Raw genomic sequence first — 20,678 nt, 5'->3', positions numbered from 1 at the left:
GTGCTGCTGCCGTGGCTGATCCCGCAGCCGCAACCTTGCTTGCCTGGGCATCATTGGCGTATCCCTGGGCAGTGGATACCTTACCCTCCATCTGCGCTACGAACTGCTCATACCAGGACGGGTCCGGCTCCGGTATACCGCCGCCTATCTCCAGGCCGTCATGGATGGTGTATGTTGCCGGCAGGGTTTTCCATATGGTTCTATCTCCCGTACTGTCCGTCCCGGTTGCATAGATCATCATCTGGATTGATCCGGGCTCCTGGGTGGCCTGTCCGGGTATCATCCAGCACAGCCTGACGTAATTGTCCGACCAGGATACATTGCAGGGTACGCCGTCACTGCCGCCGTACACTGTCTGGTAGTGGATGTACAGATTTTGGGTGGACAGATCCATGGCATCATCATATCTGGGCAGCTGGAAGCCCACAAACTGGGCGTTCTGTTCTCCGCGGACGGATACCTGGTCATTAAAGTCTGCAATACGCTTGTTGGTGACCGGGACATACTCCGGCTCCGCGTACATGGTGTAGGATGGATAGTTATTATCCTTGGTCCATGTCTCATCCCCGGCTGCATAAGCCTGTCTTGTAAGGATCTCGTCTACTGTTGCCATGCCTGTCCACTCCCCCTTTCTTGTTTGATCGTGATCAGATTGGTGGTGATCCGCTGGCCATTTTCTCTTTGACCGACCACCCCTATTTTAAATTGATCACAGGGCGTTATCTCATCCGGCACAATACAGGCCCCGTCCCTGATCAGTCTGCCAACCTCTTGAGATTGCAGATACGGATAAAATGCTGCCACCCGGACCGTGTCGTCCCAATCGGGGCCGAACTCAAACGCTGTTTGCAGGTAACCGGATGTCCCCGCAATTATGTTGCTAAAATCACAGCCAGGAGCCCTCGTCAACTCCTGGCCGGATACTCTAAATCTTAGTGTCCTCATAGCATTGCCTTTCTGCCGGTTAACGCTTAACTCCCGGTCCGTTTCCGGCATCATCTGTGATCCCGCCGGCAGGCTTAGACGGTACTACTGTTACCGGTATCTCCTCCTGCACTGGGGGAGCCGGATTGTCGTCACGCTCATCAGCTTTACCGGTTGTTGGCCCAGTTGTTACATAGGTGGTGTCCTGGGTGCCCTTGGGCCTGGCCTTCTGCGCTGCGTCATTTCTTCTCTGTTCCTCTGTCCTCTTGTCTGCATGTCCTTTTAATACTGCCATGATCTTGTCCTCTCTTTCTTAGTTGACCTTCTCGGTCTCTGCGTTAATAAGTTTCTCTGTTACGGCCAGGCCCTTGATTAAAAAAGCTGGCACGTTGTAACCACATTCCACCAGGTTCTCCAGGATACTGCGGATCTCATTGACCAGGAGACACGCCAAGGTGAACCATCCCAAAAGCAGCAGGAAATCCAGATTAAGTCCCAGAATGTCATGTCCCAGACCAATAAATAATTTCGGCATCAAAAAGGATACCAGGATGATCACCCAGTAGCCCAGTTTCTTTAGGATACCTTTTAATCCAGTCTTACTTGACTCTCGTCCCAGCTTCCTGGCCTTGTACCAGCCTGTCAGCCAGTCCAGGACATTGCAAAGCAGGTACCCCGCAAATATGTACCAGTATGGCCCCAGTATGGCCACCAGGACCGTTACGGCTGCCCCATAGGCAGCATTACACTTGTCTAAAAATCTCATTTTCATATACCTCACCTTTCCTCTTCTTTGTTGTATACAATGGTTCAAATACGGCCTGTGTTATCATAAATTACTAATACTTTCATATTACATTTTCCTTTCTTCATGATATAATGTGACTATGTAGGTCCCTTTGATTGGGATCTATTTTTCATCTCCTTATAATTGGGGTTACAGGAAGTTGGGAAGGGTATGTTGCTACGGCTACCGATCTGTATTATAAGGGAAATAATGCATATAGCTTCGCATCCAATAATGCGGCTGTCTATTTTGGATCAGACAGGATTCAAATAACCAAATATTCGTATCCTCAATTTACGGCTGGTAAAGCATTTGCATGGAGTGGTTACACTAAGCTGATTGTTAATTTCAACTTAGCAGGTGTTGATTATTATACTGATGCTGACTATTACATTGCAGTCATCGAACTATGGAATGGGTCAACAAAGATAAAAACATCTAGGACCAACATGAGTCTGAAGTCAACGCTTGACCTTGTTACGGATATTACCGCATTGGCAGGATCTTTTGCCCCAAAGATTTATTTATCGGTCGAATATTATAACGATGCTCATGGAAGTGACAGTGATCCATCATGGAGCAGGACACCATTCACCGGGAATGTTTTCGGGATCAGGGTGGCGTAACGTCCAGTTTATAACTATGCGAAATAGACCCGGTCAATATAAAATGTAATCCCAGAGCCATTACAGTATAGATAAAGTGCGATATACCGTGTTGCATTAATGGCACTGATATTAAATGATAAGGTATTTCCGCTTAAAGATCCCCCCACAGATTCTGTGGTAACTGCGGATAAACTGGTGCCGTAGTATAACTTGGAGTCGGCAGTAAGTTTTCCAGTCCCAGCCCGAAAGTCTACCTTTAATGCACTGTAAGGAGTTAAATTATGTGATGCGCTGGGATATAAGTAACAGCATCTAAATGCCGCTCCGTTATCAGCCTTGCATGTCATTTGAGCCGTATCAAAAATAACAGATCCGCCCGAGACAAACGTAAAGGCTGTGCCGAATTTTAAATTGCCAGAATTGGTCCCTTTATAATACAGGTCTTTTGATCCGGGTACATATCCCTCCCAGGTTCCTGTAACCCCAAATATCGACACTCCTTTTTTGATATTGGTCGCAAGCAGCTTTGAATCACCTTTAATGGTTTGAACACCAGTTAAATATTGGTTAGCAGCAATAGTCTGGTTCGCCGTTCCTGGTGTATATGTAGCCGCTGCTTTTTCGGTCATGGTGCCAGTTAAGGGATCCCCATTTTTGTCTACGATCACTTTACCTTTTCTTACGTCAGTTGCTGTGGCAGTCACTACATCCAGATCAACTCCGCCCCCGCCATAAGGTATCAAAATATCACTCATTCACGCTCACCCCCACTAACTTAATGTTAAAATCAGATGTAGGTTTCTTTTTCGGGCAGTAAAATGTAGCCTCTCCATTCCCAGTAATACCCGCTTTAACCAGTGCCCCCATCTTATCCCATGTATATGCCGTGGCCACCGCAGTGGTAGACTTGATGGCGCTCATCATCTGCACCTTATCTGTCTCCTTTAGGCCGGGGACGCTGACCGTTTGGGCATATGGGGCAGAGCCGCTCCAATTGGCTGCCAGCAAGGTCAACTCCACCTCTCTGGTCATACGGTTGATCTCTGTGGTGATGGCGTTGATATCTTCGGGCTTAAATAAATCCCCCTCCTGACTGTATGTAGTCACATCCACAATCTCGGATTTTCCCTGCGCATCCGTACTAATCTGATACTTACGGTTGCCTTCAAAGACATCTGCCTTATAATTTGTTTTCAGTGCCATATTTACCTCCTGTTTCCTATCGCTTTAGCCCCCAGCTTGAATGATAGGCGCTGCTGCCCGCTCACCATGCTGTCGTACATATCTCCCAAATCCTTAAGTATCTGTTCGATATCATTCGCCTGATAGACGCTGCTGTATGTAATTTTTGCTGGGGTGACCGGCGTGCTGGTCTTTGTAAAATAAGCCGCCCGCAAAGCTTTTATGTTTCCCAATAAGCGGGCCATTTCTGTATCCGTCCGGAAGTCCTCCATCCCCCACTCTTTAGTCCGGATGTCAACATGCAGCAGTCCAGCCAGCAGAGCGCATGCCTGCTCCACACGGTTCAGGTCCGTATAGGCTATATATGCCCTATCCGTATCATTGGCCAGGTCATCCGCTGTCCTGTCCGTTATCAGCGTGTCTAATACCGTACTCATTTCACTGTCACCTCCGCCGTAATCTTGCGCCGGCTGAATTTAAAATCCAGCTTTGTTATATTCCCTGTCATGGTTCCCTTGATCCCGGTAACTACATTCACACGGTTCCCTAGTTCCTGATCGTTTATGACAGCCCGGAAACTGATACTCTCATTGTTGCTATAATAATCATAGACACGATCCAGGACTGCCTGGGCATTGCTGCCAGTCACCAGCGTAGCCTCCTTGACTTCGGCAATGTTTTTGTTCTGGGTGATTTTCGGGTTTTCCTTTAGCATGGAGACAGTGCTGTGATTATATTTGATCCCAGTCAACACCACCTCACCACCAGTACCGGTAATGTATGCATAGTTGGCACCGTGATCTCCAAGGGTCCCACCAGTGATTGACAGTCCGTGATACGGCTCTGAAAACTCTACTTTTGTGGTTCCGGTAAAGCTGCCTTTGTATAACTGCGCTGATTCTGTCCCCGTAGTATAACTGTGTGCATACAGCCGGATCCCGGTTATGATATCGCTGTGCTCCAAGGTCAGCCCCAAGAATATGTCCCTGGTCGTAAATTCTCCTGTCACCTCTGTCTGCTGTGGATAGATGTACAACTGCCGGTCGTAACTGGTATCCACCAGGGCGCCAATGGCAAAGGCAAGCTGCTGCAGGGCCGCACGTTTAGTACATATTGGCAGGTATCCGCTTACCGTGGTGCTTGCATAGGCATCATCCAGAAAATAGGTGATCCCCTCCCCATCCATAATGCCGTCCAGGATATCTGATACAAGAGTGTTGCTGTATATCCCACCCATGAATTGATTATTATCTAAGATCCCTACTGCATCTTGAGTTTCCACGGAGTACCGTTTCTCTCCCAACTGCTTGCCGTCCTTCAGGTAAAAAATACCCAGGATAGCCTCATCAAAATATAATGTCTGCTTCTGTTTTTTCTGAAATTCAAATGCATATTCCGACTTGCTCCGGATCGTATAGTCCATGGTGTTGATGCTGACCTCTTCGGATATCGGATTCAGCTCCATCAGGCAGTTGATGTCTTCTATCTCATCATCCTTGAAAATACGGATAAGGCCCCAGGTAATCCCTGTGAGGAATACATTCCGGTATGGCTTGCTGGTCTCCAGGAATGTGATAACAACCTTGTTATAATAATCCACGATTCCATAACAAAAATAATTGTATGTATCCGGATAGTAGTTCTGATTAGCCAGCAGCGTATCATCCCGATACCATTTGATGTTGACCTCGCTACAGTAATCCCCAGAATAATCATTAAATGTCAAGGTTATCCCCACACTGGAATGGTTCTGACCAAACGTGAATGTCAATGCCGGAGGCGCCGTGAAGCGCCCATCTGCATCCGATATGCTGTCACTGACATATCCCATATCATCCAAGGTATCCGGAGCATTACTATACCCTCCGTCCATCTTCGCATATCGTGGCAGGCACAGGGCATAATCTGGGAACTCAACGCCCACCTTCAGGTCTTGCAAGTCAACATAGTAGTCCTTGTCATCCGTTGCTGCTGTATGATCATCTGCGGCTCCCAGAGCAATGTCGTCATAGACAATCTTAAGTCCGCCGGCATCCGTCATCCTCTGGTTCTTGAGCACCGACAGCCACAGATACCGGTATGGCTGGTTGGTCTCCAGGAATGTGATAACCAGCTGGTTAAACAACGGTACTTTGGCCAGGCAAAAGTACTCCACCCCATCTGGCGCAAACTCCTGCTCCTGGACCAGTTCCGTGTCCTTATACCAGGCTATTTTAAGCCTGCTGGCATAATCCCCGGATATCCGGTTAAACACCACGGACACGCCATTGCTGGTCTTAAGCCGGTCAAAGGTGACCGTTATCACTGGCGGCACCCCAAAGTCCCCATCCTGGCCACTCAGGGCCGTACTGATATACCCATTCTGCCCATGCTCCAACACATCTGGCACGTTACTGTATGTCCCATCCATCTTAGCGTAGCGGGGCAGGCAGTAAGCGTAGGGGGGCATGTTCTGTTCATAGCTTGTTAGATCATCCACGGAGGAGTACGGCTGCTGTCCATTGGTCTCTACCCTTATGTCCCACTTCATTTCTTACCGCCTCCTCTGTGGTTCCATGGCCGTGAAGTTTAATGACAGCCCATCCATGCCCCAGATGTTCTTCCCGTTCCGGATCCGTAGCTTATCCTTACCTTGGCTGACGTAAGCCTGGAAAGTCAACGTTTCCTGCCCATACGGGAAGGTCATCTCATGGCTCGCGTAGTTCGGATCGGATATGATGTTGTAAAACGCATCATAGGATGCCAGGTCATCCATCTTTGGGTAGATCTTCATTGTGTAGTTGTAGAAGGTCCCTATGATGTCCCTGTCCATGGTGTAGTCCATGGTACGTCCGGACTGCTCCGAATCCGTAACGGCAAAGCTGCGTTCCAGTGAATCCTTCTCCACCTCAACGTTATAGGCTTTGCCGTCCAGTAAAAATACCTTATCCATATCAACCTCCTACAATTACCAGGCTCACACCCTTGCGGGCCGCCTCCTTGTCAAGTTCTGGTTTAAGCACCCGTGCCAGCGCAGCCAGGTTCCCGGTCAGGTTCATGACAATCTGTATTGGCCGGTTCCCTTCCGCCTGCAGGCGGCTTATCATCTCGTCCATTTTAGCCACCAGGTAGCCCAGTGTCTCTTCCTGGCCGTATCCTGCCGTGTTCCTCATGCTGGCGGACATTTCCCCAGCCCTTGGCGGCACAACGGTTCCGCTGGCCATTCTGGGCAGATAGGATGCTGCGTTCGGGATGTTGATACCGATCGGCAACTGGATCTCCACACCGTCAAACACATCCAGGACGCCATCCAGCCACTTCTGGACCGTGCTGCGGGATGATGCTGCCATAGCACTGATACCGTTATTAAATCCGCGCACTACATACTCTGCAATGCCATAAAACTCCTTAGACGGCGAGTTGATGTCAAACTCTTCCTCGGCCTCTTCCATGGCTTCCCTTGCCCACTTTTTAATGGCGTCCTTTGCCATGTAAGCAAAGTCAGAGATACCATTGGCGAATCCCTCATTGATCCTCTTTGCCATGTCATAAAATGCTTTATACATCCCTCCGGTTCCTTCCAGGTCACTGTCGCCCCAGAACCATTCCTTTATATTCTTTGCCCAGGTCTCCATGGGTGACTGGGTCTCGTTATGGCTGTCGTCAATCTTAGCCTTGAATGCCTGGATGATGAGGTCCGCGAATTTCGTCCAGGATAGTTCATTCACCCCCTGCACCTCATCCGCTCCCACGAACCACTTACGGACATTCTCCGCCCAGGTCTCCATGACGCTCTGGGATTTTGTATAATTCTTCGTGACTGAGTTGTTGAATCCGGATAGGATGTTTGTGGCCCACTGTTTGGACTCCGTGGAGTCACCTGAACTGATGCCGAACTTATCCGAAAACCAACTGGCCACTCCGGAGGCCCAGGATTTCACTACATTCTGGGACGCGGTCTGCTCGTCCGTGACACCCTGGTTGAACCCGGCCACTGTGTTGGAGCCGATTCCAGCAAGGACCGTTGACGGGCTATGAATTCCCAACAGGCTCTTGATTCCATTCACGAACGGGTCAGTGATATGCTGTTTAATGAAAGCGCTTGGGTCGGAGAAGAATTCCTTTATCCCGTCACAGAAACCATCCCACAGGTACTGGCCCATCTCTGCCATTACCGTTGATGGGCTGTGTATGCCAAAGGCGCTCTTGAATGCATCCATGAAAGGCTGGAAGATATTGGTCTTTATCCAAGTACCCACAGCTTTCATAGCATCAATGACACCCTTAAAAATCCCATCCACAACATTCCCACCACATTCCTCAATCTTATCCTGGAAATATTCTTTTGCGGCAACCACACCATCTGATATCAATCCACCAATGATGGCGCCGATACCACCCAACGCAGCTCCTATTACTGCAAAGAGTCTATTAGCAACCGTTGCCCAGTCAATATGTTCCAGAGCCGTAGCCACACCATCCCCAAATGCCCACCAGTCCGTTTCTGTGATAAACGTCACGAGGGCATTTAAAATCCCTATCACAATATCGCTGATGGCTGTTCCGGCTCCTGCCCAGTCAAAGGTCTGGAAAAATGTACTTAGGCTGGTTGCAAGCTGGGTACCAAATTCAATCCAATCGAACGTAGTTGCAAACTCCCCCAATAGGGCAAAGGCTGCATTGAGCCCGGCAGCAAAAAGATACCCCAGCTGCGCCCAGTCAATCTGACCTGTGAGGCCCATAAGACAGGTTGCTATGGCAGCCCCAATCGCTCCCCAATCTACAGCCAGAACAAATCCAAGAAGACCGGATATCTTGGCCTGGAAAAAGGCCCCTATTGTTGCACCAAACAGGTTCCAGTCAACCGTGTCGACCATCCCCATCAATCCTACGCCCAGAGCATTCCCCAGCATGAACCAGTCAATCTGGGTAAGCAGCATAAAGAGTGTAGCAGCAAGTGTGTTGATACCTGTACCAAACATAATCCCAATGGCATACCAGTCAATGGTGGCCACCAGGCTGTTAAATAAGGTCGTAAAGGCCGTCACAAAGGCTGTTATCTGCGCCCCTACGTTATCCCAGCTGATGAACTCCGTGAAACTTTGCACGGCCTCGTTGATTTTCTGGCCGATCAGTTGTCCAATACCTTCCCAATCTCCAGCCGCGAACATCTCTTTCAACTTGTTTGCAAAGTCACTGATACCTTGATCAATCCCAACTGTCTCAAACATATCGGATGGGCTGGCTCCTCCGCCACCGCCCCCAGAATCATCTGCGCTCTGCTGTTGTATCTGCACAAGGTCATCAAATGGAGCCAGGGCTTTCTTGGCCTCTTTACCGGCAGCACTCGCAGCACCCCCTGTCTTTTTAAGGCTGGCTGCATAATCTTCATTGGCTTTCTTGGCTCGGACAAATGTGCTCCCACCACCCAGCGCAGAAAAGAACTGATTTATGTATCCAACCGCTGTTGCCAACAGATTGATCAGTGTATTAAGTACCGGCGCCACAATGGACAGGATCGGCGCAAATGCTGCTGCAAAGCTATTCTTGAGGTATGTCATATTGGTCATAAGACCAGACATGGCCTGGTTCGCACTGTCTGAATATTGCACCAGGTTCTGCATGCCCTCCTTTACGCCCTGAATGGCTGCCCTCATGGCCATACGGATGAGCATGAGTTTAAACATATTGGCTAACTTAAAAACACATTGGCTTGCCTTGTTTGATGACTTTCCCAATCCTTTGAGACTGGACACGGCCTGCTTTGCTTTGTTGGCAAGTCCTTTTCCCAGCATCTTTCCAAAACTGGTCACTGTCCGGGCGGCAGAGGAAAATGCACTCTTTACAATCCCAGGCACCTTGGACAACTCCCTTTTGGCTACTGCCGGTATCTGGCTGAATGCCTGTGGTACAGTTTTAAATGCATTCAGGATCGACTCCTTAACCCCTACATACCCCTGGGCCTGCTCTGCACCTTGGTTGGACGCTTCCGACACAGCCTGTTCTGCTTCTGCTGCATTCTGTTGCAGTCCATTCATGGCCATGCTAGCCTGACCTCCATATTGTTCCACCGCTTCGGCCCAGTTGTGGATTTTGGAAGCTACCTCACCAAATACTGCGGCCATCGCTCCGGGATCATAATTCATGGATTCCGGGCTTACCAGCACCGCAACTGCCTCCCTGGGGGTTGTCTGTACAGCTTCCATATCCTGCACTTTTAGCTGGTCCATCTGCTGTTTTAGGGCCTGTGCTTCCAGATCCATCTGGTTTAAGGCTGCGGCCCCCTGCTCACCATATCGCACAACTGCATCGGCATAGTTCTGTATCTGCGCTGCCTCTTCCCCGAATACCGCCGCCATTGCTTTGGGGTCATAATTTAGTGATTCAGCAGGAGTTGCAACTGGAGCGGCAACCGGCGCGGAAGATGCAACATCTGATGCATTGTCCTGCCAATCGTGGACACTGATCGCGTCCATCTGCTCTTGCAGGCTTTTAACCTGCGCTGCTGACTTATCAGCCGCATCACCAATTGTCTCCACTGCATCCGATGTGCTCTCTGCGCTGCTGGCAGTCTCGGCCATTGCCTGTCCCGCTCCGTTAAATCGGTTCAGGATGTTGGTGGATAACCGGTCCACGGCCTTCGTCAACCGGTCCATTGCCTTTGAAAGGGTAGAAATGCCATCCTCAAACCCATCTATATTGATCGCTGTATCAAACCTTAGACTACCGTCACTACCGCCTGCTGCCATGTTATCACCTCCTGCCTGCGCATAAAAATAAGACGCTCATCCAGCGCCTTAACCCAACAATTTATTCCAATACTCGATCTCCGCTTGTTCCTCTTCGGTATACCGTCTTTTGACGTCACAAAGCTTTTTGTTGTTCCGATAAAACTCTTGCTCCCACTTTTCCAGTTTCTTGCCTTTGGCCTTCTTTTGTCGGATGCCCAGGACTGTGGAAAAGGTTCCTTCCTCGATCTCCATAAAATACCCGGAAAAGGTCCACCAGTGGATGTACGGGACCGCCCTGGTCTCCATACCCGCCACTTTGTTGATAGCAGGGAATAGGATAGGCTCGTCCTGTTCCCAGTCCATCACCTTCCTGGCCGGCTTCTTATCGTCATCTTCCTGACCGCAGTCCACGAACCACTTAGCCCGCAGTATGGCTTCCTCCATGTGCTCCTGTGGTATCTCGTAAAAACCATCCCGGTACAGCCGCTTCATCAGGATCTCAAGTTTTTCTGCTGCTGTGAAGTCTGGATCATTGCAAGCAGCCAGGAATACCAATATATTCCGGTAGTCTGTCTCTATGGGATAACTGATGCCACCTATATCAAGGCCGGTGGGTAGTATGCCAATCATTGCTTAATGTCCTTCAGATACTTGTTCATCTTCTCCCGGTTCTTCTTGTTGTATGTCTCAACCGCAGGCTTCATCAGCACAAGCAGGCTGTCCAGGACTTCCTCGTACAGATATTTCTGACCAATGATACAAAGCGGAGACTGGCCGGCAAAGATCGTATCATATACATCAGATAAAAATATACCATTAAAGGCTTTCCGCATCTCTGCTGTAAATTCCCCTATGTATGCTCCGCTCTTTTCCAAGTCTCCCTTGGGACTTCCATCCGGATTCAGTTCTATCTCTGCAGGAGGCTTATAATCTTTAAAATGTTTCTGCACATCCAACACTCGGTTGATGATTTCAGGGTCAGCCGGGTTAAACCGGATAATCCGCGTGGGATCATCATTGATCGTAAAACTCTCGTATCCATCATTAAATGATAGGTTCTTCATCTTCGCCATCAGGCTCTACCTCCTCGTGATCAATTAAATACACCACGGGCGGATCTGCCGCCGCCCGCGCTTCTGTTCAGGTATCCGCTGTAAAAGTCTTTGTAGCAAGCACGAACTTACCCTTGACCCTATTTCCGCTATGGTGCACATTGAACGGGATCTGATATCCGGTCGTATCACCGCCATAGCTGGATACCTCTATGATCGCATCCTCTTTGTAAGCCACGTATGTGCCGTCTGCCGCCTCAACCGGATCCCACAGATGGACCTCAACTACACTGGTTTTCAGATCATCCAAGGTCTGCTGTTCATCCACGATTCCCTGTAGACGCTCAAACAGCGGCTCTCCGATTTCGGCATAGTATGGCTCTACACTGGCCTGGGGCTGATAGCTGTCCAGTGTAACGGACGTCTCACCCCAGATATTATTCTTAGTTTCCACATTGGCGTTCATTTCTACAATGTACTCTTCCAGGTCTTTCCCCAAACGGACGTAGGATTCCTTGGATTCAGACGGAGGGGCTGCATCAATGTAGTTGGCCATAAATTTACGTTTAATCTTTCCTGTGATCGTTTCTGCCATTTAAAATTCCTCACTTTCTATTTTGTATGTAACCTGTATCTGTATCTGATACAGGATACCGTCATTAACTGTCTCGCCCATGGGCTGCATAGCCATTGCGTTAGATGTGGCGGCCTTCAGGAACCTTGCTTCCAGCTCCTGGTTTCCGATATTTGCAATAAGGCCATACTCCTCCGGCAAGCTGTCCAGCCAGTATCCCAACTCCAGCAAAAAATTGCTGTTGGCCAGCCGGCAGTAATCCGTAAAGGAAGGCGCCACCGCGTACATGGCGAAATTGTGTCGGCGGGTCTGGTTACCCAGCAAGTCCTCCTTGACCAGGCTGTCTCCATTGCTGGACAGACCATAACTGGAGCCCGGCGCCGTGAAATCCACATGGATATCTCCATCAACCAGAAACTCCGATATTTTGGGATACTCTGTCAGTTTCTGCCTCATAAAATCTATGATTGTCAATTACTTCCCTCCTCTGTCTGCCAAAGCCTGAACTGCCTGAAGGATGTCATCCTTATGGTCGGCCTTCATACGGTCAAACCACTTCTTTCCACGCATTGGGGCGCCGGCATAGGTCAGTTCCCGGTCCGTGGGAACTTTAATCTCATTCTCTTTGGCCCAAGCACTGCCCGTTGTCGGGGACACGTATAAAATGCCCTCGTGCAGATAATGGGCATAAGGGCCTGGTATGTCGATCTGACCGGAGCCAATCACTGTGGCCATGATCATCATATGTTCCAGTTCTCCTGCCTGTCTGCGCGGCATGTAGTCACTCATGTACCGCATGGCCTCTGAATCAACCAACTTTTGCACTGGACCACTTTTCTGCAGCCCATGATTCCTTTTGATAGTTTCTGCGGTGCTTATGTTAAGTTCCACCTTCATGCCCCTCACCCCCTACTTGCAGGCCAACTCATAATGTTGCACGGACTCGCTGCCATACAGCCGCTCATCTACCGTGACCACTGTCAGGAATCCATAGGCTGCCTTAAGGGCTGCCAGGGACTTTGACATAGCCTCCTGACTGCTACAGTCTATCTCGCCCTCAATAATGCCCTTGGCAGCCAAGTCCTTGCCCTGTGTCAGTTTTATGGGGCCGTCCAGGCTCTCCAGGGGGATGACCAGGAGCACGGATGTACCGTCCCGCTGGCCGGTCTTTAGAAAGGTGGATTGCCTCACGTCCTCCCAGTACACACCCTCTATGGGCATTCTGGTGTACTTCTCGGCCTTCCCCTCTTTGCTGTATAAATACAGCGTCACATCTGCATTGGTATACATATCACACCCCCTGGTAACACAGGCCGGAATCTGCCAGCCATTTCATAACAATGCTGCGCTGTTCCTTGGCCGTGGCCTGTACTGACTCCTGGGCGCTGGAAAAGCTGACCGAATAAGTACCGATCTTCTCCGATGCCTTTCCTCCGGATTCTTTCTGCTGTTTCTCCATGCGGTACTCGGATTCCGCCAGTTCACAGCAACACATCTGTACTTCCTCCGGAACCTCCGTTACATCTTTCAGTCGGTTGAATGTATACCGGTCAATGATCTGGCTGGCGCTGCGCGCATAAAAAGGGAAGCCAGTTGTGATGACCGGCTTCCTCCCCTTCAGGTAGTCGTTAATATAGTACATCTCGTCAGTATATGCCTGCATCATGCCTGCCTCCTTACTGCTTGATGAGGGTTACATCCTTTGTTACTGCCGCATCTGCTACAGTCACGGTCTCGGTAACCTGGCCGTAGCCTGACTTCTTAATCTTCGCCGGATATGTCCCTGCCCGCAGATTGAACTCCGCCGCGCCGGACGCGTCCGTCTTGACCCTGGAGCCATTCACATCCACAATTGCCCCACTAATGGCTACTGGTGTTTCAGCATTGTCCTGAACCGTAAATGTTACCTTCTGAGTGGTTACTGCTGTTGCCGGTTCCAGATATGCAAACGGACAGCCTACACGATCCTCGTCCATCCTGGTTGCCGGGTTAGGCAGTGCCCATCCCATCCGGAATACAATACGCAGGGCAACCATGTCCTGCTGTGCCAGGTTGTAGACGATTTCCTTCGTTATCGGGTCCTGGATGACACCCTGATCCAGGATCTTTACCGTCACATCCTGACGGATGGAATACACCGCCTGCTTGAAGTCACCAACAATCAGCTGTGCAATGGTGTTGTCATAGGCGCCGTTCTGCGGAAAATACATCGGCGCCCCATCCAGCGCATAGTTGGTAGAACCCTGCATATCGGATTTGAAGATAAGACTGCCATCCGTTGCCCGGATCCCTCTCAGCTTCGCTCTCATGCTCATGGCGGCTAATGCTCCGGTAGCCATATATCCGTCTTCCTCAACCTTGGAAATGACTCCGCCCTCGCCCAGAAGCAGATTGTAATAATCGGGGCTGGAACCTACCGTCACATTGTTGCCCGCCTGCCTGGCCAGCGTAATGATGTCATTCTGCCAGTTACGCGGACGATTCACGCCAAAAATGATGGCGCTGTCCACGCGCTGGCCAATTGCCTCGTTAACCCTCGGTGTAATCTCACCGAAGATGTCGAACTCCGCATCATCCAGCACTGCCTCGGAAATCGGCACAATGACTGCCAACTCCGCAGCCTCAATGAATACATTATCCCAAGCCTGTCTGGTTGTCTGCTTCATGCCAGTGTCTCCATCTACCCAATAGGCTGTGGGCAGGAAATCAAGCACCCTCATCCGGGTCTGGTTGCTAGTCATGTTTGGCAGCTTACGTGCCATGCTCATAAACGTGGACTGCTTCGGAGCGTCCTGGAAAATAGTTGAAATAACCTGTTCGCGGATAATGGCCTCCGCATCAGCCCTGCTTGTAATATTTACAGCCATACTGTATTACCTCCTATTCTCTGCCTAAGATACTTCTTAAGGCATTGTTTGCTTGTGTCCTTGTGTCGTCTGTCTTGTCTCCCCCTGGGCCAGGAGTTGGCGCAACCACGCGGGGAATACTGACATCCTGAAACAAATATGCATTGTCTTTCTTTACAGCTTCCAGGGCCGTCTTAATATCTGTCTCCTGATTCTTACTGGCTTTCAGCTTCTCCACATCTAGGAAAGGCATGACCGCTTTCAGATCCCTGGGCTTAAACCCTTCTGCAGTGGTTTTCAACAGATCATTGAAGTCCCGTTCCGCCAGCTGCTTCTGGTACTCGGCGTCCTTGTTGGCCAGATCCGTAGTCAGGGTCTGTATCTTCCCCTGAAGTTCCGATATGTTTACGCCTTCAAAACTCTTAAGCGTGGCCTGTGCCGTGGAAAGCTGGGTCTTGTATGTATCCCTCTCCTGCTTGATCCCATTAATGTCCTTGCCATACTCCGCCATGACATAATCAATCTGTTCCTGAGTTAACCCCTTTGCCTGTAAATCCTCTGTCTTCATTCTCTTTTCCTTTCTCGTCCGTCCTTAGGTTATTTATAGGTGTGTAACCATCCACCAACGGCTGACTATTTTAGGTCTTATCTTCTGACCGATTTTTAAGTATAAAAATAACACTCGGAATAATCCCGCGTGCTATTTTCTATTTCGGTATCCTTAGACGTTCTCGTTGTTGCCGCAATCCCATCTCCCTCGAAAAATCCACATAGGCCTTATTAGTCAGCCGTAGCCGGCACTTAGCAGCTACAATCTCCTCCTTGTCAGCCTCGCCGCTCTCCAGCAGCTTCACATCCTGCTTCTGTTTCCGGATGGTACGCTCTAACTTCCGCTGGTGCTGTAATGCACCATAGATATCGTATTCCCGGCCTTTATATGCCTTCTTCTCATTTTCCCGCTTGTTCTGTTCCGCCAGCCACTCATCCGTGTGCTTACGCTTACTGATGCCCGGAATGAAGGCGAAGGCTATGTGGTAGCAGTTAATCCCTCCAAAGCCAAGCATCTGTCCTTTTCCGCAGACAGTCCGCATCTCCTCACTGCTATAGACCTTCCCCTGCCAGCTCTGGTGGTTCAGATAGCCTGTCCCGGTGTTTCTGGCGCCCATGTGCCAGTCCACCTCGCAGTAGTCTGTCTGCAGTGTCTCCATGTTCTTCTCGTTGACTTTATCCGTCATCTGGGCCACACCTGTCATCACCGCGCGCCTGGCTGCCACCTCAATCCTATCTGACTTCCCGGATGCATAATCTACGGTACGGATGCCGCTGGCCGTCATCTCGTCAATTACATCACCGATGGCCTGGCTGTATGTCTTAGTGCCGGTGGTGATCCCCAGCATGGCTTTGTCTAAGCTACGCTCCAGATACTCTGATAGCGGTGTGAATACCTTTTTGCCATTACCCATAGGCACGTTGAAGCCGGTAGTCTGAGTGATGTTTTCCAGCGGCCTCAATGTATCCTTGGTCTGCCGCTTGGCTGCATCCACAACCTGCTGGAGCCATTGGTTATCCTTGTAAGGTAAATAATCCCTACCAGCAGCCTCGTAAATCTCCTTGTTGCGTATGTAATCAGACCGCGCTGCCTGCTCATAGATATCATCCACTTGCAGGTCAGTCTTTTCCAGGGCCTTACCAATCAGTTGCTTAATCCGGATCCGGCTTGTCCCTATGGCGTCCATCCTGATCAGCAGCCAGTCAATGACCGGCGTAACCTGCGCAGCTTCCTTGATCCGCTGTATGATCTCATCCATAATGGACAGTTCCAGCGCCGTCATGGTGCGCTCTAATGGCTTTGGCAGCTTCTCCAGTTCCTCCGGTGTCATTTATGACCACCCGCTTTTAATGCATCATTAAAGCCTTTTAAAAATGCTTGGTCCCATTCCTCCATGTATGCGTGATGGCCTAAACTTGGAGACCACCTCCACAAAAGGGGACGTATCCGCTTACATCGCCAAAGGATTCTAAATATTTTACCTTTCATCCTCACTCCTCCGTTCACATTATCTCAAGTATCATAAGGGCATTCCTTCGTACAAAACGTAGTCTTGGTCACACTCCCTGTGATATCTCTATAATCTTCACTGACCTCATATGGACATATAAACTCAACTTCGTTTGGACGGCATACAAGCCTGAAAAACTTTGACACTCCCTCCGGTGTATTTGGTTCATCATACTCTATTACTGCTTTCCCGCATTCAAGCGATAATTTAGTCATATCTTTTGATGATATTTCTATATTCCCTATCCTGACCCATAGATCTTTTAACTTCATATCCTCACTCCTCCGTCAATGCTGGTTCCGGCAGGTTCTTGGCTGCCTCCTCCAGGGTTTCGCCATACCACTTGGCTCTGTATTCTGCCAGGGACATTGCGCCCATTGCTACATCAGCCCGGTCTGTCTGACGCTCCAGTTCCGCATCTACGATCACGCTGTCGTCCCAATCAGATGACACCTCATAGTCGTTGCCAGCTGGAATTAAGCCATACAGTGCCGCCCAGAAACTCATGGCATACACCAGATCCTCCAGGGCATCCTGTAATGCCATCTGGGTATCGGACACCATCACATAGGAGCGCTGCCTGCTGGTCTTAATCTCAGTGGCGGTCTTATCCACGCTCTGTGGATCTGACAGGGTGCCGTAGGCCAAGTTGCAGTTAAACTCCACCAGCTTCAGCTGGTTATTGAATCCATTAAATAAAGCTGTATCTCGAATCTCTGGGCTGAATGTATCAATGAATGGCTTATCTGTAGCACCGGTATTGTAATCAACGTTACGATATAGACGCTCCTGGCCTCCTGGATATTCATATTTATCCTGATCCTGGTTGTACTTAAGTAAGGATGTGGCTATGTGCACGGCCAGTTGTGTACCCTCATACTCCCAGCAAATATTGGAATACCGCCTGTCTGCCTCTTTGATGAGCCCAATTGCCCTGGAGTATACCGACACCCCAAGCGGACTGTCCGAATCGTCCGCATTGGCCAATGGTACCTTGAAATATCCGAACAGTAACCGATCCGCGCCCTCAAGTAACAGTTCTGGTACCAACTCAGACCACCTGTCAATGGAGTTGACCGCCACCTCACTGCCAAGGCTATAATCATTTGTAGCCACAAAGGCTCGGTTGGTAATATGCACCCGGTTCCCCTGCAGCGTATGCACTTCCAGTCTGGTATATATCTTCTGTCCTTTCCGGAACTGCTCCGTGAATACGCACTGCGTAAGCCGGCCAGAACTGTCGAAACCCAAAGGAAAGAAGCAATCTGCTTGTACGAACTGTACTTCAATTCCCTGCTTCGTGATATATGGCTTCATAATCAGGCCACCTTTTGCGCATCCGTACTCAACATACCGCCGCAGATCCTTGATCACTTTACGCTGATATTGCTCATTCAGGTAATCCGCCGCTGGCCCTCCAGTCACCTCAGACTTAAGTTCCAACGTTACCAAGCGCGCAATCTCTGAGGCAATAGCTGGCGCAAGGTTGGCACTGGACACATCCTTGTTATTCACCCACGGTGATCTGTTTTCATACATCCTGGTCCAAAGTTCTATCAGATTTGCCATCTGAGATGTCATACACACATCCACCTGGGTATCCGCATCCTTATTCAGGACATTTATGATCAAGTCTAACATCTTTGTGAATTTCGTCATCATCACCTCCTATCCGTATTTGATCAGACGGCTGATCTGCCGTTCAAACGTGTATTCAAAGCTATCCAAGCTATCAATATCACTCGTACCATCATCCAGCCTGACGTTCTTGGTTAATTCCTTGGGATCCCATACGGCTGTGCTTAGAGCATCCACAAGGCTCTGGCACTCACCCTGGATATAATAAAAACGCCCCTGTGCCATTAGAATAGCGGTGGCGTTAATCCTGTCATTGACCTCAGTTTTTAGGGCATTTTCTACACGAACCCAGCCAAGACCGTGTTTGCGTAAGCTGGATCGGATCCCGGCTATCAGCGTCTGCTCTGCGTTGTCTGCATACACTGTTGTGATATACCCATACCGGCTTATGATTTTCTGGCAGAAGTTACAGAACATGGTCCCCAGCATCTCCGGGTCAATCTCTATCTGGTTCCCCTTCTCATCCTTGCAGCCTATCCATTCTGAAGCAAGAGCGATCACATTATGATATCCCCTGGTGATGGCCGTGGCCGTGAAAGAATGTCCGGATCCGCTGCCACCGAAATCAATTCCAAGGATAATCTCCATGATGTCCTTTGGCTTGTCAGTTAGGCGGAAGACATATTGTTTGGTACTTGTATCATCTGCAAACCGGCGGTAGATAAGGCCATTGGCCACCACGCGCATCCCCTTGATGTCCCGCAGGTACCAGATACTGTTCCTATCATACCGGCTTTCGACCTCCCGTAGACGTTCCGAAGTAATGTTGATGTTGTCATAGATGGTACAGTGCATGTAGTTGTACCCGCCGGGGAAGTCTCCTGCATCCGCCTGTCGCTGATACTTGTCTATATACTCCGCATAAATGGGCGCCCTTGGGTTATCCGGATTTAGGTCCCAGAACACCTTTAGCCGCTGCGCGGCCAGCTGACGGTTGAAGGCCTCTTTGATGGTGTTGTCATGATGCAGGTTGATCTCTGTTGCGATCCACATACCATAGGAGTTGCCACGGATCTTTTTATAGCTGTCTTCCTTGGCAGCACCGGCAAATATAATAATCTTCTGCTTTCCCCTTGTGTCCGGCCCCTTGATAAACAGTGCCTCATTGTCCTTGTACTTCCCCCAATGGCACTGCCCACGAAATATCCATTCAAGGCCGAAACCATTGGCATCCCCGATGTTAAGCTTTGCATTGGCCATGGTGGATCCGGTGGCCAAATGGATACGATCAGGCGTGGTCTTAAGTTCATGCGCAAAAGCGAACACATTGTCCACCGTCTTGCCGGCACGAACAGCACCCTCGGCCACGTTATACATGCAGGTCTCACATCTACGTATATACTCCTTGTGCTTTTCAGAAAAGTTAAAAGGGATGGTCTTTTTCCTGACAAACCTATTTACTGCCACCATAGATATCACCCTCTATCCCATCCATATCCTCCAACTCCTGGTTGTTCCCAGTAAGTTTATCTGTCTGAGCCCGGAGTTGTGCAATCCGCGCTTTCTGTTCTTCGCTGGCCAGATCCCAACGCTTATGCAGCAACTCGTCATACTGCTTGATGAGCCCTTCCAGCGTCTTCTGCGCTCTGGCCTGCGCTTGCAGGAAGTTGCCCTGCTTGTCCCAGGCCTGCTGCACCTCCCAGCGCTCCTCCGTCACCGTATCGCCATCCTTATGGCCTATCCTGGTGGTTGTCACGTCATCCCGATCTTTGACATACATGATGGACTGTGCCCGGATGATGGCAGCATAGGCAATCTGTACCTGGTCCCAGAGGATGTCAAGCGGATCGGTAGGCATCTCCTGGATAATGGAAACGGTCTCTTCCGGAAGATACTTCGAGAAGAAACCGTATTTTTCTGCATTCTTATTCTGTTCTGGGGCTGCGCCGCCTTTATTACCAAGGGCATTCTTACTCCCTTTAGGCGGCCCCTTTTTATGCGAACGTTCGCTTTTCTTATCCGAGCGTTCGCTATCCCACTTATGAGTACACTTCCAGCGGCGGACCGTCCCCTCTGGCAGATTCAGTTGATTTGCAATCTCAACCAATTTAATGCCCTTCAGGTACATGGCCTTTGCCTGCTCTATCCTTGGATCTGGCGCCCTGGCCATGCTGATCACCTCTTTTATGTTTGTTTTGTAAGGAGGCCCCGGACGCCCTAAGTTTCAGACGCCGGGACAAATATACCAAAGGCACCCGCCTATATGGTGGATGCCTCTTTTAACGAATCTAGGTTATATAGTGCTCTCTGGCAGCGCGTACGCAATGACCTAGAATCAGTTTAAATCCCCAAAAAAA

Annotated in this window: 24 protein-coding genes and 1 pseudogene; 1 reads left to right on the top strand and 24 read right to left on the bottom strand. The window is 49.7% G+C overall.

The window, feature by feature from the left end; all coding sequences use genetic code 11:
* The 4 genes and pseudogenes from ABID13_RS27815 to ABID13_RS27800 form a co-directional block, all read right to left on the bottom strand.
* Window positions 1-613, bottom strand: a pseudogene (locus tag ABID13_RS27815) (hypothetical protein); the annotation flags it as partial.
* Window positions 601-945 (bottom strand): hypothetical protein, encoded by a 345-nt coding sequence (locus ABID13_RS27810; protein ID WP_048930920.1) that lies wholly within the window; start codon window positions 943-945, stop codon window positions 601-603. The gene ABID13_RS27810 and the pseudogene ABID13_RS27815, both read right to left, overlap by 13 nt.
* 19 nt (window positions 946-964) lie before the next feature.
* Window positions 965-1,219 (bottom strand): hypothetical protein, encoded by a 255-nt coding sequence (locus ABID13_RS27805; RefSeq protein ID WP_048930921.1) that lies wholly within the window; start codon window positions 1,217-1,219, stop codon window positions 965-967.
* 18 nt (window positions 1,220-1,237) lie between these two features.
* Entirely contained in the window at window positions 1,238-1,696 is a 459-nt protein-coding gene (locus ABID13_RS27800; RefSeq protein ID WP_048930922.1) for a phage holin family protein, read from the bottom strand.
* Between the two features lie 131 nt (window positions 1,697-1,827).
* Here ABID13_RS27800 and ABID13_RS27795 point away from each other — a divergent pair, with 131 nt between their 5' ends.
* Window positions 1,828-2,337, top strand: a complete 510-nt coding sequence (locus tag ABID13_RS27795) for a hypothetical protein (protein WP_117452115.1) — start codon at window positions 1,828-1,830, stop codon at window positions 2,335-2,337.
* A gap of 14 nt (window positions 2,338-2,351) precedes the next feature.
* Here ABID13_RS27795 and ABID13_RS27790 read toward each other — a convergent pair whose 3' ends face one another.
* From ABID13_RS27790 to terS, 20 genes are all read right to left on the bottom strand, one after another.
* On the bottom strand, window positions 2,352-3,074 hold the full coding sequence (locus tag ABID13_RS27790; RefSeq protein WP_354021379.1) for a hypothetical protein: 723 nt from the start codon (window positions 3,072-3,074) through the stop codon (window positions 2,352-2,354).
* Window positions 3,067-3,522: a hypothetical protein gene (locus ABID13_RS27785; RefSeq protein ID WP_053095372.1), complete on the bottom strand. Its 456-nt coding sequence runs from the start codon at window positions 3,520-3,522 to the stop codon at window positions 3,067-3,069. The genes ABID13_RS27790 and ABID13_RS27785 overlap by 8 nt, the downstream gene beginning before the upstream one ends.
* A 2-nt stretch (window positions 3,523-3,524) precedes the next feature.
* Window positions 3,525-3,938 carry a hypothetical protein gene (locus ABID13_RS27780; protein WP_048930924.1) on the bottom strand — a complete coding sequence of 138 codons (414 nt, stop codon included), beginning with the start codon at window positions 3,936-3,938 and terminating at the stop codon, window positions 3,525-3,527.
* Window positions 3,935-6,031: a hypothetical protein gene (locus ABID13_RS27775; protein ID WP_048930925.1), complete on the bottom strand. Its 2,097-nt coding sequence runs from the start codon at window positions 6,029-6,031 to the stop codon at window positions 3,935-3,937. The genes ABID13_RS27780 and ABID13_RS27775 overlap by 4 nt, the downstream gene beginning before the upstream one ends.
* 3 nt (window positions 6,032-6,034) lie before the next feature.
* Window positions 6,035-6,433: a hypothetical protein gene (locus ABID13_RS27770; protein ID WP_048930926.1), complete on the bottom strand. Its 399-nt coding sequence runs from the start codon at window positions 6,431-6,433 to the stop codon at window positions 6,035-6,037.
* 1 nt (window position 6,434) lies between these two features.
* Window positions 6,435-10,229: a phage tail protein gene (locus ABID13_RS27765; protein ID WP_048930927.1), complete on the bottom strand. Its 3,795-nt coding sequence runs from the start codon at window positions 10,227-10,229 to the stop codon at window positions 6,435-6,437.
* A gap of 48 nt (window positions 10,230-10,277) precedes the next feature.
* Window positions 10,278-10,841: a Gp15 family bacteriophage protein gene (locus ABID13_RS27760; RefSeq protein WP_048930928.1), complete on the bottom strand. Its 564-nt coding sequence runs from the start codon at window positions 10,839-10,841 to the stop codon at window positions 10,278-10,280.
* The gene (locus ABID13_RS27755) at window positions 10,838-11,284 is read right to left on the bottom strand and encodes a hypothetical protein (protein WP_048930929.1); all 447 of its coding nucleotides are present in this window, start codon (window positions 11,282-11,284) and stop codon (window positions 10,838-10,840) included. Before ABID13_RS27755 ends, ABID13_RS27760 begins: the two co-directional genes overlap by 4 nt.
* Window positions 11,285-11,351: 67 nt before the next feature.
* Window positions 11,352-11,858 carry a hypothetical protein gene (locus tag ABID13_RS27750; RefSeq protein WP_048930930.1) on the bottom strand — a complete coding sequence of 169 codons (507 nt, stop codon included), beginning with the start codon at window positions 11,856-11,858 and terminating at the stop codon, window positions 11,352-11,354.
* On the bottom strand, window positions 11,859-12,311 hold the full coding sequence (locus ABID13_RS27745) for a hypothetical protein (protein ID WP_048930931.1): 453 nt from the start codon (window positions 12,309-12,311) through the stop codon (window positions 11,859-11,861).
* The gene (locus ABID13_RS27740; protein ID WP_465220846.1) at window positions 12,312-12,626 is read right to left on the bottom strand and encodes a minor capsid protein; all 315 of its coding nucleotides are present in this window, start codon (window positions 12,624-12,626) and stop codon (window positions 12,312-12,314) included.
* A 120-nt stretch (window positions 12,627-12,746) separates the two neighbouring features.
* On the bottom strand, window positions 12,747-13,127 hold the full coding sequence (locus ABID13_RS27735; protein WP_048930933.1) for a DUF6751 family protein: 381 nt from the start codon (window positions 13,125-13,127) through the stop codon (window positions 12,747-12,749).
* A gap of 1 nt (window position 13,128) precedes the next feature.
* Entirely contained in the window at window positions 13,129-13,500 is a 372-nt protein-coding gene (locus ABID13_RS27730) for a head-tail connector protein (protein WP_048930934.1), read from the bottom strand.
* A 13-nt stretch (window positions 13,501-13,513) separates the two neighbouring features.
* Window positions 13,514-14,704 (bottom strand): phage major capsid protein, encoded by a 1,191-nt coding sequence (locus tag ABID13_RS27725; RefSeq protein ID WP_048930935.1) that lies wholly within the window; start codon window positions 14,702-14,704, stop codon window positions 13,514-13,516.
* A gap of 13 nt (window positions 14,705-14,717) precedes the next feature.
* Window positions 14,718-15,251, bottom strand: a complete 534-nt coding sequence (locus ABID13_RS27720; protein ID WP_002585271.1) for a phage scaffolding protein — start codon at window positions 15,249-15,251, stop codon at window positions 14,718-14,720.
* A gap of 139 nt (window positions 15,252-15,390) precedes the next feature.
* A complete protein-coding gene (locus ABID13_RS27715; RefSeq protein WP_227162348.1) occupies window positions 15,391-16,563 on the bottom strand; it encodes a phage minor capsid protein in 1,173 nt (390 codons plus the stop codon).
* 182 nt (window positions 16,564-16,745) lie between these two features.
* Window positions 16,746-17,015, bottom strand: a complete 270-nt coding sequence (locus tag ABID13_RS27710) for a hypothetical protein (RefSeq protein ID WP_048930936.1) — start codon at window positions 17,013-17,015, stop codon at window positions 16,746-16,748.
* Window positions 17,016-17,019: 4 nt separating this feature from the next.
* Window positions 17,020-18,402 carry a phage portal protein gene (locus tag ABID13_RS27705; RefSeq protein WP_227162350.1) on the bottom strand — a complete coding sequence of 461 codons (1,383 nt, stop codon included), beginning with the start codon at window positions 18,400-18,402 and terminating at the stop codon, window positions 17,020-17,022.
* A 9-nt stretch (window positions 18,403-18,411) separates the two neighbouring features.
* Entirely contained in the window at window positions 18,412-19,791 is a 1,380-nt protein-coding gene (locus ABID13_RS27700) for a phage portal protein (protein WP_048930938.1), read from the bottom strand.
* On the bottom strand, window positions 19,775-20,491 hold the full coding sequence (terS, locus tag ABID13_RS27695) for a phage terminase small subunit (protein ID WP_048930939.1): 717 nt from the start codon (window positions 20,489-20,491) through the stop codon (window positions 19,775-19,777). The genes ABID13_RS27700 and terS overlap by 17 nt, the downstream gene beginning before the upstream one ends.
* Between the last annotated feature and the right edge of the window lie 187 nt (window positions 20,492-20,678).

This window comes from Enterocloster citroniae (genome assembly GCF_040545455.1).
GTDB lineage: Bacteria > Bacillota > Clostridia > Lachnospirales > Lachnospiraceae > Enterocloster > Enterocloster citroniae.
Note: the sequence above shows the minus strand (reverse complement) of the source record. Positions and strands in the feature narration are given on the sequence as shown.

What these genes read in the sequence shown, in the direction of transcription:
- ABID13_RS27810 (WP_048930920.1), bottom strand. Translation starts at nt 945, where the DNA reads ATGAGGACACTAAGATTTAGAGTATCCGGCCAGGAGTTGACGAGGGCT.
- ABID13_RS27805 (WP_048930921.1), bottom strand. Translation starts at nt 1,219, where the DNA reads ATGGCAGTATTAAAAGGACATGCAGACAAGAGGACAGAGGAACAGAGA.
- ABID13_RS27800 (WP_048930922.1), bottom strand. Translation starts at nt 1,696, where the DNA reads ATGAAAATGAGATTTTTAGACAAGTGTAATGCTGCCTATGGGGCAGCC.
- ABID13_RS27790 (WP_354021379.1), bottom strand. Translation starts at nt 3,074, where the DNA reads ATGAGTGATATTTTGATACCTTATGGCGGGGGCGGAGTTGATCTGGAT.
- ABID13_RS27785 (WP_053095372.1), bottom strand. Translation starts at nt 3,522, where the DNA reads ATGGCACTGAAAACAAATTATAAGGCAGATGTCTTTGAAGGCAACCGT.
- ABID13_RS27780 (WP_048930924.1), bottom strand. Translation starts at nt 3,938, where the DNA reads ATGAGTACGGTATTAGACACGCTGATAACGGACAGGACAGCGGATGAC.
- ABID13_RS27775 (WP_048930925.1), bottom strand. Translation starts at nt 6,031, where the DNA reads ATGAAGTGGGACATAAGGGTAGAGACCAATGGACAGCAGCCGTACTCC.
- ABID13_RS27770 (WP_048930926.1), bottom strand. Translation starts at nt 6,433, where the DNA reads ATGGATAAGGTATTTTTACTGGACGGCAAAGCCTATAACGTTGAGGTG.
- ABID13_RS27765 (WP_048930927.1), bottom strand. Translation starts at nt 10,229, where the DNA reads ATGGCAGCAGGCGGTAGTGACGGTAGTCTAAGGTTTGATACAGCGATC.
- ABID13_RS27760 (WP_048930928.1), bottom strand. Translation starts at nt 10,841, where the DNA reads ATGATTGGCATACTACCCACCGGCCTTGATATAGGTGGCATCAGTTAT.
- ABID13_RS27755 (WP_048930929.1), bottom strand. Translation starts at nt 11,284, where the DNA reads ATGGCGAAGATGAAGAACCTATCATTTAATGATGGATACGAGAGTTTT.
- ABID13_RS27750 (WP_048930930.1), bottom strand. Translation starts at nt 11,858, where the DNA reads ATGGCAGAAACGATCACAGGAAAGATTAAACGTAAATTTATGGCCAAC.
- ABID13_RS27740 (WP_465220846.1), bottom strand. Translation starts at nt 12,626, where the DNA reads ATGAGTGACTACATGCCGCGCAGACAGGCAGGAGAACTGGAACATATG.
- ABID13_RS27735 (WP_048930933.1), bottom strand. Translation starts at nt 13,127, where the DNA reads ATGTATACCAATGCAGATGTGACGCTGTATTTATACAGCAAAGAGGGG.
- ABID13_RS27730 (WP_048930934.1), bottom strand. Translation starts at nt 13,500, where the DNA reads ATGCAGGCATATACTGACGAGATGTACTATATTAACGACTACCTGAAG.
- ABID13_RS27725 (WP_048930935.1), bottom strand. Translation starts at nt 14,704, where the DNA reads ATGGCTGTAAATATTACAAGCAGGGCTGATGCGGAGGCCATTATCCGC.
- ABID13_RS27720 (WP_002585271.1), bottom strand. Translation starts at nt 15,251, where the DNA reads ATGAAGACAGAGGATTTACAGGCAAAGGGGTTAACTCAGGAACAGATT.
- ABID13_RS27715 (WP_227162348.1), bottom strand. Translation starts at nt 16,563, where the DNA reads ATGACACCGGAGGAACTGGAGAAGCTGCCAAAGCCATTAGAGCGCACC.
- ABID13_RS27710 (WP_048930936.1), bottom strand. Translation starts at nt 17,015, where the DNA reads ATGAAGTTAAAAGATCTATGGGTCAGGATAGGGAATATAGAAATATCA.
- ABID13_RS27705 (WP_227162350.1), bottom strand. Translation starts at nt 18,402, where the DNA reads ATGACGAAATTCACAAAGATGTTAGACTTGATCATAAATGTCCTGAAT.
- ABID13_RS27700 (WP_048930938.1), bottom strand. Translation starts at nt 19,791, where the DNA reads ATGGTGGCAGTAAATAGGTTTGTCAGGAAAAAGACCATCCCTTTTAAC.
- terS (WP_048930939.1), bottom strand. Translation starts at nt 20,491, where the DNA reads ATGGCCAGGGCGCCAGATCCAAGGATAGAGCAGGCAAAGGCCATGTAC.